Here is a 13,083-nt window from a genome sequence, read left to right on the forward strand (position 1 = left end):
GGGCTGTGCCCTGTCACCTCGGATGGGACCCTGAGGGAGCTCGGCAGCGGCCGGAACACTGCGGTCGCATGACGCACCGTGATCGCCGGTGAGCGGCCCGGAGTGGTGATCACTGATGGGGGCTGACATGTCAATGGCAAAAGGATCGAACACGCCGGTGCCGACCACGGCGCTGCACGTCGAACTCGGCTGGCGACCGGGCCCCGGCGTACCCGACGCGGACGCCTCCGCACTGCTCCTGGCCGGCGCGAAGGTGCGCTCCGACGGCGACTTCGTCTTCTACAACCAGCCCGCCCACCCTTCCGGCGCCGTCCGGCACGAGGGCAAGCGGCAGGCCGGCGACCGGGTGACCGACACGCTCCTGGTCGACCTCGCGCGCGTGGAGGGCGCGATCGAGCGGATCGTCCTCGCCGCATCCGCCGACGGGGGCGCCTTCGGCCAGGTGCCCGGCCTGTACATCGAGGTGCGCGACGCCGCGCGGGGCGGTGTGGTCGCCCGCTTCGACAGCACCGGCGCGAGCGTCGAGACGGCCTTCGTGCTCGGCGAGTTCTACCGCCGCCAGGGCGCCTGGAAGTTCCGTGCCGTCGGGCAGGGCTACAGCAGCGGACTCGAGGGCCTGGCCACGGACTTCGGCATCACGGTCGACGAACCGCAGCGCGCTCCCGCGCCGCAGGCGACCCGGCCCACGTCCCCACCGCCGAACCCGTGGCCGGCCGCGGCGACGCCCGCGCCCCCGGTGACCATGCCCCCGCCGGGCGCCGCGCCCGGCCACGGCACGCCTCCCCCTGCCCCCACCTACGGCACGCCCCCGCCTCCGCCCTCCTACGGCACGCCGCCGCCCCCGCCCTCCTACGGCACCCCGCCGCCCCCTCCGCCGCCCGCCGGCGCCGCCCCCGCGCAGCCCGTCCGGCTGAGCAAGGTGACGCTCACCAAGGCCGCGCCGGCCGTCTCGCTCACCAAACAGGGCGGCACCTCGGGGTCCCTGCGCGTCAACCTCAACTGGCAGGTGCGCAAGCAGTTCGCCGGGTGGGGCAGCAAGCGCGAACGGGCCGTCGCCCTGCACAACGACCTCGATCTCGACCTGTGCGCCCTGTACGAACTCGCCGACGGCAGCAAGGGCGTCGTCCAGGCCCTCGGCAACGCCTTCGGCGACCTTCACCGGCCGCCGTACATCCACCTCGACGGCGACGACCGCACCGGAGCGGTGGAGAGCGGCGAGAACCTCACCGTCAATCTCGACCGCACGCGGGACTTCCGGCGCATCCTCGTCTTCGTCACCATCTACGAGGGCGCCCGCTCGTTCGCCGACCTGCACGCCACGGTCACGCTCCAGCCACAGTACGGCGCACCGATCGAGTTCTCCCTCGACGAGTGCACCGTCCCCTCGCCCGTGTGCGCGCTCGCGCTGATCACCAACACCGGCGGCGACCTCGTCGTCCAGCGCGAGGCCCGCTACCTGGTGCCCGACCGAGGGGTGAGCCCGCAGCGGACCGTCGACCGCGTCTACGGCTGGGGCATGAACTGGACCCCGGGCCGCAAGTAGGGCGCCGGCAGGGCGTCAGCCCTCCTCGGGCACGGTGTCCGGGCGCGCGTAGGTGCGGCCCTTCCAGGCCGCACCGCGCCCCCGGTAGTGCTGCACCGCCGAGTCGACCGTCATCAGCAGGTACAGGAACGCGGTGAACGGCAGCAGGGGAGCGAGCCACAGCGGCTGCCGGTAGTACCGGAGCATCGGCACATACGTCCCGGTCATCATCAGCCACGCGGCGCCGCCGAGCAGCGGGAGCGCACCGTCGCCCGTGGCCAGGCCCGCGATCAGCGCCACCGGCGGCACCAGGTAGACCAGGGCGAGCCCGGCGACCGTGCCGAGCAGCAGCAGGGGGTTGTGCCGCAGTTGCGCGTAGGCGCTGCGTGACACCATCCGCCACAGGTCGTGCAGCCGCGGGTAGGGCCGCACACTGTCCACGGACTCCGCCAGGCCGAGCCAGATGTGCCCGCCGCCCCTCTTCACCGCGCGGGCGAGGGCGACGTCGTCGATGACGGCGTGCCGGATGGCGTCCGGGATCCGGGCCCGCACGGCCGTCTCGGTGCGCAGCAGCACACAGCCGCCCGCCGCGGCGGCCGTACGCCCGCCCCTGCGCCCGATCCAGCGGAACGGATACAGCTGCGCGAAGAAGTAGACGAACGCCGGCACCACCAGCCGCTCCCACAGGCTCTCCACGCGCAGCCGCGCCATCTGCGACACGACGTCGAAGCCTCCGCTCCGCGCGGCCGAGACCAGGCCGCGCAGGCTGTCCGGGGCGTGCGCGATGTCCGCGTCCGTCAGCAGCAGGTACTCGGGCTCACGCGCGCGTGCCAGCGCGATGCCGTGCCGCACCGCCCACAACTTCCCCGTCCAGCCTGCGGGCGGCTCACCCGGTGAGCCGACGGTCAGCGGCAGCCCGCCGCAGCGCTCGGCCAGCTCCCGCGCGAGCGCCCCGGTACCGTCCGAGCTGCCGTCGTCCACCAGGAAGACCTCCGCCCGCCCCGGATAGTCCTGCGCCAGCAGCGACGGCAGGCTACGGGGCAGCACTTCCGCCTCGTCACGCGCGGGTACGACGACGCAGACCGACGGCCACGCGCGTGGCTCCCGGCGCGGCGGCAGGCGCACGTCCGTGCGCCAGAACATGCCCTGCGACAGCAGCAGCCACAGCCAGGCGGCGAGGGACACGGCGGCGATCCACACGAAGGCGCTCACCTGCGCAGTGTGCCCCACCGGGACGGCCCGGCGGAGGCCATCGTCTATCGTGGCCGGGTGAAGATCGCGCTCATGGACTCCGGAATCGGGCTGCTGGCGGCCACCGCCGCGGTACGGCGCCTGCGCCCCGACGCCGATCTCGTGCTCTCCCTCGACCCGGACGGCATGCCCTGGGGGCCGCGCACGCCGCAGGACCTCACCACGCGCGCCGTCGCCGTCGCCGAGGCCGCGGCCGCGCATCGGCCCGACGCCCTGATCGTCGGCTGCAACACCGCGACCGTGCACGCGCTGCCCGCGCTGCGGGCCCTGCTGGAGCCCGGGATCCCGGTCATCGGCACGGTCCCCGCGATCAAGCCGGCCGCGGCCGGCGGCGGGCACGTCGCGATCTGGGCGACGCCCGCCACCACCGGCAGCGACTACCAGCGAGGACTCATCCGCGACTTCGCCGACGGCGTCCCGGTCGCGGAAGTGCCCTGCTGGGGTCTCGCCGAGGCCGTCGAGCACGCGGACGAGACGGCCATCGACGCCGCCGTCGCCGCGGCGGCGGCCCTCACGCCCGAGGACGTCACGACCGTCGTCCTGGGCTGTACCCACTACGAACTCGTCGCGGGCCGCATCCGCGCCGCCGTCCAGCGGCCCGGCCGCCCCCAGCCGGCGCTGCGGGGCTCCGCCGAGGCGGTGGCCGCGCAGGCGCTGCGCCGGATGGGGGAGCTCCCGGCACCCGAGGCGCCCGCCGTCGGCACGCTCACGGTGCTGCTCAGCGGCCGCGAGGGCGTGCTGCCGCAGGCCGCGCTGGCCTACGAGGAGGGCAGGCTGCTGCCGGCGGTCAGCCCCGCGTCGTAGGGAAACCGTCGCCGGAGGGCGGCGCACCCCGCCGGAGCAGTCACTGTCTGCGACCCGGTACCCGCACAGCGAAACCTGAGTACCCTCAAGGCATGAGGGACCACCGCCTCCGCGACGCCGACACCCCGCAGCCCGTGGTCTGGCACGGACGTGCCACGAATCGCATCCAGTGGCTGCTGGCCCTGGTGGGAGTCGCCTGCGTGGCCCTCGGTGTCCAGCTCGCCGTGGACTCGGCCTGGACCTCCGGGGTCACCGCGCTCGTCATGGCCGTCGTGGGCTGCATCGCCGCCGGCCTGCTCGTCGTCTTCGGCACTCTCGCCTTCGTGCACGTCGACCTCAAGCTCGACCCCGAGTGCCTCGAGGTGCGCTGCGGCCACATCGGTCTGCCCCGCCGGCGCATCCCCCTCGACCTCATCGCGGGCGCCGAGGTCGCCCCGCACGTCACCCCGCGCCACTGGGGCGGCTGGGGCTACCGGTGGCGGCCCGAGAAGGGCACGGCCGTGGTCGTGCGCCGCGGCGAGGGCGTGGTGCTGCGGCTGTGGGACGGGCACACGTTCACCATCACCGTGGACAACGCGGAGGCCGCGGTCCGGATGATCCGCGACCGGCTGCGGCCGACGTCCCCGGGCGCACTGCGGTGACGCTCCGCTGTGGACGGAGGGTCACCTGAAAGGCCCGTACGACAAAAGCCGGGGCTCCACGCGCGTGGAGCCCCGGCTTTTGTCGTACGGGGGCCCACGCGTGCGTGCGTTGCCGCCGGCCGGACCGCCGTTGACGCTCACCCGACCAGCCGGTCGCTCCGCTGCTGTGCGGCAGGTGGGGTCTGCCGGGTCTCCTCCGTCAGGGGCCTCGCTGTCGCCACTCCGGCCACCAGGCCCGCACCCACGGACACCGCCGTGAAGCTGAGCGCGTTGCTCATCGAGGCGATCGCCGCGAGCGCGGTCAGGGTCGCGCCCGCAGTCAGCACGAGCGCGGTGGGCCGCCGCGAGCGCCACAGCGCGAACAGCACCCAGCCGAACACCGCCGCCAGCAGCGCCACCCCGACCACGCCCTGCTCCGCCGCCTGCTGCAAGGGCGCCGAGTGCGGTCGTCCGTCAGGCGGCAGCGCCTGAGCCGCTGCCTGGCTGAGGTCCCCGAAGCGGCCGGGACCGACCCCGGACACCGCGTCGTCGCCCGCGAGCCCCAGGGCGTCCCGCCACAGCAGCACCCGGTGCGGTGAGAGCGCGCCCTCCAGAGCGGCGGCCGGGCCGGCCGGCAGCGCTCCGGCGGCGATCGCCCCCACGGCGCCGGTCACCGCGGCGGCGGCCGCGGCCAGGCCGGCGACGCCCAGCCCGCGGTGCCGCATCCGGCCGGCGGCCAGCGAGGAGAGCAGCACCGCCGTGCAGCCGAGGACGCCCGCGGTCGAACCGACCGCCGCCGCGGTCGCCGCGGTCCCGGCCGCCAGCAGCCGCAGCGCCAGCCGCACGGCCGGTGCGGTGGACGCCCAGGCGGCACAGCACGCGGCGCCCGCGGACAGCGTCAGGACCGCGGACGTCGCGCCCGCGTGCCCGAGTGGCGCGCTGATCTGCGGGCTCGCCGCCAGGCCCGGCGTGGTCGCCACCAGAGCGAGCCCGGCCACCGCCGCGGCACCGGGCGCGGCCACCGGGAGCAGCGCTCCGCAGATCCGCCCGGCGGCACAGCCCGCCGCCACCGCCAGCACCGCGAGCAGCACGCCCTCGGGGCGCCCGTCGTGCAGGCCCGCCGTGATCAGCGACCACGCGGAGCAGGCGCCGAGGAGCACCATCCCCGCCGCATCAGAAACGTTTCCTCTGTCCTCGTCCGGTTCCGGACCGCCCCCGGACGACGTTCTCGCCGTGGACTCCACCCCGTCCCCCCGCACCCGGTCGCCCCCGACCCGCGCCCGGCCGCGTCGCCGGGACTGGGGCACACCGTAACGGCTGATGGCCGGTTTGTGGAGGAGTTGTGCGCAGACAGGCAAGCACGCAGGGGCGGGACCCTCGGGCACCCGGATACGGGACCGCGGGAACCCGGATACGGGAAACCGCGGGAGCCCGAATACGCGGATACGCAGGGACGATGCCCTCCGGATGCCGGTCCGGTCCGCGGACGGTTGCCGCCGGCCTTAGCCCCGGGCGGGGCCGACGGGAACGGCCCACCGGACGGCCGGCGCTGTCAACGCCGAGGTCACCCGCCGTACACTCCCCGAGTGACCGTCACCGCAACATCCGTGGGCCACGCGGACCAGCTGGACCCCGACAGCGCGTCCCCCGCCCGCGGCGCGCGCCTGAAACGCCTCGTCCCGGCCGTCGCGGCGGTGCTCTGCGGAGTGCTGCTGTACGTGAGCTTCCCGCCCCGCACCCTGTGGTGGCTGGCCCTGCCGGCCTTCGCGGGCCTCGGCTGGGTGCTGCGCGGACGCAGCTGGAAGGCGGCGCTCGGCCTCGGCTACCTCTTCGGCCTCGGCTTCCTGCTCCCGCTGCTGGTGTGGACCGGCGTCGAGGTCGGCTCGCTGCCCTGGCTGGCGCTGTGCGCGGTGGAGGCCCTGTTCGTCGCCCTGGTCGGCGTGGGCATCGCCGCGGTCTCGCGGCTGCCGGCCTCGCCCGTGTGGGCGGCTGCGGTATGGATCGCGGGCGAGGCGGCACGCGCGCGTGTGCCGTTCGGCGGTTTCCCCTGGGGCAAGATCGCCTTCGGTCAGGCGGACGGCGTCTTCCTGCCGCTGGCGGCGGTGGGCGGCACCCCGGTCCTCGGCTTCGCGGTCGTGCTGTGCGGTTTCGGCCTGTACGAGACCGTACGGCTCCTCCTGGAGGGGCGCCGCATGCGCGTGCTGCGGCGCGGCGCCGCGTCGGCGGCCCTGCTGAGCATGGCCGTCCCCGTGGCGGGGGCGCTGGCCGCGCGCACCCTGGTGAGCGACCGGGCCGAGGACGGCACGGCGACCGTGGCCCTCGTCCAGGGCAACGTCCCGCGTCTCGGCCTGGACTTCAACTCCCAGCGCCGGGCCGTGCTCGACTACCACGCACGCGAGACCGAGCGGCTCGCGGCCGAGATCAAGGCGGGCAAGCAGCCCAGGCCCGACTTCGTCCTGTGGCCGGAGAACTCCTCCGACCTCGACCCCTTCGCCTACGCGGACGCGGCCTACGTCATCGACCAGGCCGTCAAGGCCGTCGGCGTCCCCGTCTCCGTCGGCAGCGTCGTCGAGCGGGACGGCAAGCTGTACAACGAGCAGATCCTGTGGGACCCCGCCAAGGGCCCCACCCAGACGTACGACAAGCGCCGCACCCAGCCGTTCGGCGAGTTCCTGCCCCTGCGGTCGCTGGTCGGCGCGATCAACAGCGACTGGACCGCGATGGCCCGGCAGGACTTCACCCCCGGCACCGAGCCGGGCGTCTTCACCATGCACGGCACCAAGGTCGGGATCGCCACCTGCTACGAGGCCGCCTTCGACTGGGCGGTGCGCGACACCGTCACGCACGGGGCGCAGATGATCTCCGTGCCGAGCAACAACGCCACCTTCGACCGCAGCGAGATGACCTACCAGCAGCTCGCCATGTCCCGGGTACGGGCCGTCGAGCACAGCCGCACCGTCACCGTACCGGTGACCAGCGGCGTCAGCGCGATCATCATGCCGGACGGCAGGATCACCCAGAGGACCGGCATGTTCGTCGCGGACTCGCTGGTCCAGAAGATCCCGCTGCGCTCCTCCACGACGCCCGCGACCGAACTGGGCGTGGCGCCCGAGATCGCCCTGGTGCTCCTCGCGGCCGCCGGTCTCGGCTGGGCGATCGGCGCCGGCGTGCGCGGGCGGCGCGCCGGTGACGTGCCGCCGTACGCCCGCCGTACGTCCACCGACTCCGCAGGGTGACGCGCGGGCCGGCCCGTTAGGGTCGGCCCATGGCTACTCCCGACTTCATCCGCACGCTCCGGGCCTCGGCCGGAACGCAGCTGCTGTGGCTGCCCGGCGTGACCGCCGTCCCGTTCGACGACGACGGCAGAGTGCTGCTGGGCCGGCGTGCCGACACCGGCGCGTGGTCGGTGATCGGCGGCATCCCGGACCCGGGTGAGCAGCCCGCGGCCTGCGCGGTGCGCGAAGTGTACGAGGAGACCGCCGTGCACTGCGTCGCCGAACGGGTGGTGCTCGTCCAGGCCCTCGACTCCTTCACCTACCCCAACGGTGACATCTGCCAGTACATGGACATCACCTTCCGCTGCCGGGCCGTCGGCGGCGAGGCGCGGGTCAACGACGACGAGTCGCTGGAGGTCGGCTGGTTCGCGGTGGACGCCCTGCCCGAACTGCAGGAGTTCGCGCGCTTCCGGATCAAGCAGGCCATGTCCGACGCACCCACATGGTTCGACCCCAGCAACACGCTGTGAAGTATGTGGGGTGACCACATGGGGTGGGGCGGGGGCCCCGCCTAGGGTCGTGCCATGACCGCGCCCAGCCCCCTCCCGGGTCCCCACGCCCCCTCGCTCGACCTCGGCGGTCGCACCGCCCTCGTCACCGGCGCCGCCGGCGGCATCGGCCGCGCCTGCGCGCTGCGCCTGGCCGCCGCCGGGGCGAAGGTCCGGGCCGTCGACCGGGACGCGGCCGGCCTGGCCGCGCTCGCCGAACCGGCCGCCGGCCTGCCCGGCACTGTCGAACCCCACGTCCTGGACCTCACCGACCTGGACGCCGCCGAACACGCCGCCGCCGGCACCGACATCCTGGTCAACAACGCCGGGATCCAGCTCGTCCGCCCGATCGAGGAGTTCCCGCCCGACGTCTTCCACACGGTCCTCACCGTGATGCTGGAGGCTCCGTTCCGGCTCATCCGGGGGGCGCTGCCGCACATGTACGGGCAGGGCTGGGGCCGCATCGTCAACATCTCCTCCGTCCACGGGCTGCGGGCCTCCGCCTACAAGTCGGCCTACGTCGCCGCCAAGCACGGTCTGGAGGGACTGTCCAAGACCGCCGCCCTGGAGGGCGCGGCCCACGGCGTCACCTCCAACTGCGTCAACCCCGGCTATGTGCGCACCCCGCTGGTCGAGCAGCAGCTCGCCGACCAGGCCGCGGCGCACGGGATTCCGCAGGAGCGGGTGCTGAGCGAGGTGCTGCTGCAGGACACCGCGGTCAAACGGCTGATCGAGGTGGAGGAGGTGGCCGAGGCCGTGGCGTACCTGTGCGGCCCGCACGCCTCCTTCATGACCGGCACCTCACTCGTCCTGGACGGCGGGTGGACCGCGCACTGAGCAGGGCGCCGTGCGTGGACCGTGCACCGACCAGGACGCCACGGGGGGACCACGACTGACCTGGGCGCCGTCGGTTTTCCACAGGCCTGACGCGACGGCCGGGCGATGAGGAATCCTGTGACCATGTCCCGCGATCACGTCCCGTCGGACCGGCACCCCGCACGGCTCGACACCCAGCCCCGGCATCCGGGCGGCCCGGCCGACGACGACCGGCCCGTCGACGCGCCCCCGCACGCGGGTGAGCAGGTCGGCGCAGCGCCCCGGCAGTTCGACCTCGAAGCGCCCTTCCTCGCGCTCCTGGCACGGGGCGCGGCCGCCGACGCCTACGAGCAGCCGGTGCTTCGGGCGCGCGCCGAGGGATGGCCCGCCGAGCGGATCGCCGCTCTGGAGCACGCCAAGCTGCTCGCATTGCGGGTGCGGGCCGAACTGGACGGCCGGCGCCGCCGCGAGGCCGAGCTGTCCGCGCTCTTCGAGACCGCCCACGACCTCGCGGGCCTCAGGGACCTGGACGCCGTCCTCCAGGCGATCGTGCAGCGCGCCCGCTCCCTGCTCGGCACCGACGTCGCCTACCTCAGCCTCAACGACCCCGAGCGCGGCGACACCTACATGCGGGTCACCGAGGGCTCGGTCGCGGCCCGCTTCCAGCAGCTGCGCCTGGGCATGGGCGAAGGCCTCGGCGGCCTCGTCGCCCAGACCGCCCGCCCCTACGTCACCGACGACTACTTCAAGGACGCCCGCTTCCAGCACACCACGAGCATCGACACCGGCGTGCGCGACGAGGGACTGGTCGCCATCCTCGGTGTGCCCCTGATGCTCGGCCCGCACGTCATCGGCGTGCTGTTCGCCGCCGACCGCCGGGCCCGGGTCTTCGAACGCGAACAGATCGCCCTGCTCGGCTCCTTCGCCGCCCTCGCCGCGGCCGCCATCGACACCGCCAACCTGCTCACCGAGACCCGGTCGGCCCTCGCCGGCCTGGAGCGGGCGAACGAGATCATCAGGGACCGCAGCGCCGTCATCGAACGGGCCTCGGACGTCCACGACCGGCTCGCCGAGCTCGTCCTGCGCGGCGGCGGAGTGCACGACGTGGCCGCGGCCGTCTCCCAAGTGCTCTCCGGCACGGTCGAGTTCGCGGAAGCCGGCGCGGCGCCCACCGCGGCACTGGAGGCCTCCCGCGCGGACGGACACGCCGTGCGGCACGGCGACGACTGGATCGCCGCGGTCGCCGCGGGCGGCGAACTGCTCGGGGCGCTCGTCCTGCGCGGCCACCGCGGCCTGGACCCGGTCGACCAGCGCACCCTGGAGCGCGCGGCCATGGTCACCTCCCTGCTGCTGCTGGCCCGACGCTCCGCCGCCGAGGCCGAACAGCGCGTGCGCGGCGAACTGCTGGACGACCTGCTCGACGCCCACGACCGCGACCCGCGCCTGCTGCGCGAGCGGGCCGCACGGCTGCGTGCCGACCTCGACGCCACGCATGTCGTGCTCGCCGCCCGCCTCGACGGCCCGGCGGCCGACGCCGACCGGGAGGCCGAGGCCCGCCGCCGGCTGTGGGCCGCCGCCTCCCACCTGGCCGCGACCCGGCAGGGACTGGCCGCCGCACGCGACGGCGGCACCGTCCTGCTGCTCCCGTTGCCGGCCGGGAAGACGGCCACCGCGCTGGCCCGCTCCGCCGCCCGCCAGCTGGGCACCGCCGTTCACGAAGCGGTCACCGTCGGCGCCTCCGCGCCCGTCGCCGGCCTGGCCGCCCGCCCCGAGGCCGTGACCGCCGCCTACGGCGAGGCCCGCCGCTGCCTGGACGCGCTGCGCCTGCTGGGCCGTACGGGAGACGGCGCGGCCGCCGAGGACTTCGGATTCCTCGGCCTGCTGCTGGCCGGCGACCGGGACATCGCCGGATTCGTCGAGCGCACGATAGGCCGGGTCGCCGACTACGACGCACGGCGCGGTACGGACCTGCTGCGCACCCTGGAGGCCTACTTCGCCTGCGGTATGAGCCCGGCGCGCACCAAGGACGAACTGCACGTCCACGTCAACACGGTCGCGCAACGCCTGGACCGCGTCGCCCGCCTCCTCGGCGACGACTGGCAGACCCCCGCCCGCACTCTGGAGATCCAACTCGCCCTGCGCCTGCACCGCTTGTCGGCGACGGCGGACGGGGCCTGAGGGGGGAAGGGGGGCAGCCGTACTCGTTCCGGGAGATGTCGCCCACCGGGTCCACCGCACCCTCAGGGAACGGGCCGGCCCCGACCTGCGGCGGAGGCGAGCATGGGGGCAACACGCATAACCACCCCCCGAACTATGGTGCCCCACCACATGTCCGCCTGACCTGCGCGTTTCTACGGTGTGCCAGCACGTACCCGTCCCCACCGCACACGAGGAAGTGGCGCACATGGCCTCCGGAACGACCGCATCCCCGCCCCCGGCGAACCTCAGGCGCATCGTCGCCGCCAGCCTCATCGGGACCACCATCGAGTGGTACGACTTCTTCCTCTACGCGTCGGCCGCGGCGCTGGTGTTCAACAAGCTGTTCTTCCCCGGCTCCGACCCGCTCGTCGGCACACTGCTGTCCTTCCTGACTTACGCCGTCGGATTCGCGGCGCGGCCGCTGGGCGCGCTGGTGTTCGGGCACTACGGCGACCGGCTCGGCCGTAAGAAACTGCTCGTGCTGAGCCTGCTGATGATGGGCGGGGCCACCTTCGCCATCGGACTGCTGCCCACCCACGCGACGATCGGGACCGCGGCGCCCGTGCTGCTGACCGTCCTGCGGCTGGTCCAGGGCTTCGCGCTCGGCGGCGAGTGGGGCGGCGCCGTCCTGCTGGTGTCGGAGCACGGGGACGCCCGGCGGCGCGGGTTCTGGGCCTCGTGGCCGCAGACCGGGGCGCCCGCCGGGCAGTTGCTGGCGACCGGCGTGCTGTCGCTGCTGACCGCCGTGCTGTCGGACGACGCGTTCGGCGACTGGGGATGGCGGATCCCGTTCCTGCTGTCGGGCCTGCTGGTGATGGTCGGTCTGTGGGTCCGGCTGTCCGTCGACGAGTCGCCGGTCTTCCGGGCCGCGCTGGCCGCGGCCGAACAGCGCGTGGCGGCGACCGGCACCGTGGAGAAGATGCCGCTGCTGGCCGTGTTGCGCGACCACTGGCGGGACATCCTCGTCGCCATGGGGGCGCGGATGGCGGAGAACATCAGCTACTACGTCATCACGGCCTTCATCCTCGTGTACGCCACCACCTCCGTGGGGCTCAGCAAGCAGACCGCGCTCAACGCGGTGCTGATCGGCTCGGCCGTGCACTTCGCGGTCATCCCCGCCTGGGGCGCCCTGTCGGACCGGATCGGCCGGCGGCCGGTCTACCTCATCGGAGCGGTGGGCGTCGGACTGTGGATGTTCCCGTTCTTCACGCTGATCGACAGCAAGAGCTTCGGCAGCCTGCTGCTGGCCGTCACCGTCGGTCTCATCCTGCACGGCGCGATGTACGCCCCGCAGGCCGCCTTCTTCGCCGAGATGTTCGCGACCCGGATGCGCTACTCCGGCGCGTCGATCGGCGCGCAGTTCTCGTCCGTGGCCGCCGGCGCCCCGGCGCCCCTGATCGCCACCGCGCTGCTGTCCGACTACGGCAGCTCCACCCCGATCGCGCTGTACGTCATCGCCGCCGCCCTGCTCACGGTCGTCGCGATCGTCTGCGCCAAGGAGACCCGCAGCCGGGACCTCGCCGAGGTGGTCCCGGACACCCCGGCCCCGGTGCGGGCGGACGCCTGAACGGCCACGGCCCCTTTCGGTACGCCCCCTTCGTCGCGGCGAGGGGGGCGCCGCCGTGTCAGCCGACCTGGATGTGCTTGTCCATGCCGAGCGCCTTGTGTCCGGGCACGGGGCAGTACACGTCGTACGAGCCCTTCTTCAGCGTCACCGTCAGCGGGGCCATCTGGCCGCCCTGGATGTTCTTGGTCCGGGCGTCCTGCACGCCGGGACCGTCGATCGACAGGGCGTGCGTGATGTGGCCGGCGTTGTCGGCTACGAAGGTGTAGGTGCCGGGCGTGAACGACGCCCGGGACAGCTTCAGCCCGTACTCGGTCTCCGTGACGGTCACCCGGGTCCCCGAACCGGTGGGCTGCGCGGCGGAGCTGCCCGAACTCTTCGACTGGCCGCCGCCCCCGCTGGAGCAGGCCGCCAGGACCAGCGCCGCCGTGAACGCCGCCGCCGCGGTGCCGGCCGCCCTGCGGGTCGTGTGTGCCGAGATCGCCATGTGGCTCATCCCCTTCGAGGTCGACCCCTATGTCACATACGCAGGGAAATGCCGGAC

11 protein-coding genes are annotated in these 13,083 nt (G+C 74.2%); 8 read left to right on the top strand and 3 right to left on the bottom strand.

The genetic code is table 11. The annotated features are described in order from the left end of the window. Positions 1 to 133: 133 nt before the first annotated feature. Positions 134 to 1,543, top strand: a complete 1,410-nt coding sequence (locus AC0B9F_RS23815; protein WP_472006118.1) for a TerD family protein — start codon at positions 134 to 136, stop codon at positions 1,541 to 1,543. A gap of 15 nt (positions 1,544 to 1,558) precedes the next feature. On the opposite strand, the gene AC0B9F_RS23820 is transcribed toward AC0B9F_RS23815, so the two are convergent. Beyond that, complete coding sequence (locus AC0B9F_RS23820) at positions 1,559 to 2,722, bottom strand: glycosyltransferase (RefSeq protein WP_472006120.1); 1,164 nt, start codon at positions 2,720 to 2,722, stop codon at positions 1,559 to 1,561. A gap of 69 nt (positions 2,723 to 2,791) precedes the next feature. Between AC0B9F_RS23820 and AC0B9F_RS23825 the strand changes: the two genes are divergently transcribed. Beyond that, positions 2,792 to 3,577 (top strand): glutamate racemase, encoded by a 786-nt coding sequence (locus tag AC0B9F_RS23825; RefSeq protein ID WP_472005793.1) that lies wholly within the window; start codon positions 2,792 to 2,794, stop codon positions 3,575 to 3,577. 92 nt (positions 3,578 to 3,669) lie between these two features. After that, on the top strand, positions 3,670 to 4,218 hold the full coding sequence (locus AC0B9F_RS23830; protein WP_472005795.1) for a hypothetical protein: 549 nt from the start codon (positions 3,670 to 3,672) through the stop codon (positions 4,216 to 4,218). Positions 4,219 to 4,355: 137 nt separating this feature from the next. On the opposite strand, the gene AC0B9F_RS23835 is transcribed toward AC0B9F_RS23830, so the two are convergent. After that, on the bottom strand, positions 4,356 to 5,360 hold the full coding sequence (locus tag AC0B9F_RS23835) for an O-antigen ligase family protein (protein WP_472005797.1): 1,005 nt from the start codon (positions 5,358 to 5,360) through the stop codon (positions 4,356 to 4,358). Positions 5,361 to 5,783: 423 nt separating this feature from the next. On the opposite strand from AC0B9F_RS23835, the gene lnt reads away from it, so the two are divergent. The 5 genes from lnt (at position 5,784) to AC0B9F_RS23860 (ending at position 12,542) form a co-directional block, all read left to right on the top strand. Beyond that, positions 5,784 to 7,433 (top strand): apolipoprotein N-acyltransferase, encoded by a 1,650-nt coding sequence (lnt, locus tag AC0B9F_RS23840; protein WP_472005800.1) that lies wholly within the window; start codon positions 5,784 to 5,786, stop codon positions 7,431 to 7,433. A gap of 29 nt (positions 7,434 to 7,462) precedes the next feature. Next, complete coding sequence (locus tag AC0B9F_RS23845; protein ID WP_472005802.1) at positions 7,463 to 7,942, top strand: NUDIX hydrolase; 480 nt, start codon at positions 7,463 to 7,465, stop codon at positions 7,940 to 7,942. Positions 7,943 to 7,996: 54 nt separating this feature from the next. Then, positions 7,997 to 8,797, top strand: a complete 801-nt coding sequence (locus AC0B9F_RS23850; RefSeq protein WP_472005804.1) for a 3-hydroxybutyrate dehydrogenase — start codon at positions 7,997 to 7,999, stop codon at positions 8,795 to 8,797. A 123-nt stretch (positions 8,798 to 8,920) separates the two neighbouring features. After that, positions 8,921 to 10,954 (top strand): helix-turn-helix domain-containing protein, encoded by a 2,034-nt coding sequence (locus tag AC0B9F_RS23855; protein WP_472005806.1) that lies wholly within the window; start codon positions 8,921 to 8,923, stop codon positions 10,952 to 10,954. Positions 10,955 to 11,180: 226 nt separating this feature from the next. Further along, positions 11,181 to 12,542, top strand: coding sequence for an MFS transporter (locus AC0B9F_RS23860; protein ID WP_472005808.1), 1,362 nt, complete (start codon positions 11,181 to 11,183; stop codon positions 12,540 to 12,542). A gap of 58 nt (positions 12,543 to 12,600) precedes the next feature. On the opposite strand, the gene AC0B9F_RS23865 is transcribed toward AC0B9F_RS23860, so the two are convergent. After that, positions 12,601 to 13,026, bottom strand: a complete 426-nt coding sequence (locus tag AC0B9F_RS23865; protein ID WP_472005810.1) for a plastocyanin/azurin family copper-binding protein — start codon at positions 13,024 to 13,026, stop codon at positions 12,601 to 12,603. Between the last annotated feature and the right edge of the window lie 57 nt (positions 13,027 to 13,083).

It is taken from the genome of Streptomyces sp. NPDC097129 (assembly GCF_055668065.1).

Bases quoted from the DNA above. Each gene is read 5' to 3' on its own strand.
- AC0B9F_RS23815 (WP_472006118.1), top strand. From the start codon at position 134: ATGGCAAAAGGATCGAACACGCCGGTGCCGACCACGGCGCTGCACGTC.
- AC0B9F_RS23830 (WP_472005795.1), top strand. From the start codon at position 3,670: ATGAGGGACCACCGCCTCCGCGACGCCGACACCCCGCAGCCCGTGGTC.
- AC0B9F_RS23835 (WP_472005797.1), bottom strand. From the start codon at position 5,360: ATGGTGCTCCTCGGCGCCTGCTCCGCGTGGTCGCTGATCACGGCGGGC.
- AC0B9F_RS23845 (WP_472005802.1), top strand. From the start codon at position 7,463: ATGGCTACTCCCGACTTCATCCGCACGCTCCGGGCCTCGGCCGGAACG.
- AC0B9F_RS23850 (WP_472005804.1), top strand. From the start codon at position 7,997: ATGACCGCGCCCAGCCCCCTCCCGGGTCCCCACGCCCCCTCGCTCGAC.
- AC0B9F_RS23855 (WP_472005806.1), top strand. From the start codon at position 8,921: ATGTCCCGCGATCACGTCCCGTCGGACCGGCACCCCGCACGGCTCGAC.
- AC0B9F_RS23860 (WP_472005808.1), top strand. From the start codon at position 11,181: ATGGCCTCCGGAACGACCGCATCCCCGCCCCCGGCGAACCTCAGGCGC.
- AC0B9F_RS23865 (WP_472005810.1), bottom strand. From the start codon at position 13,026: ATGGCGATCTCGGCACACACGACCCGCAGGGCGGCCGGCACCGCGGCG.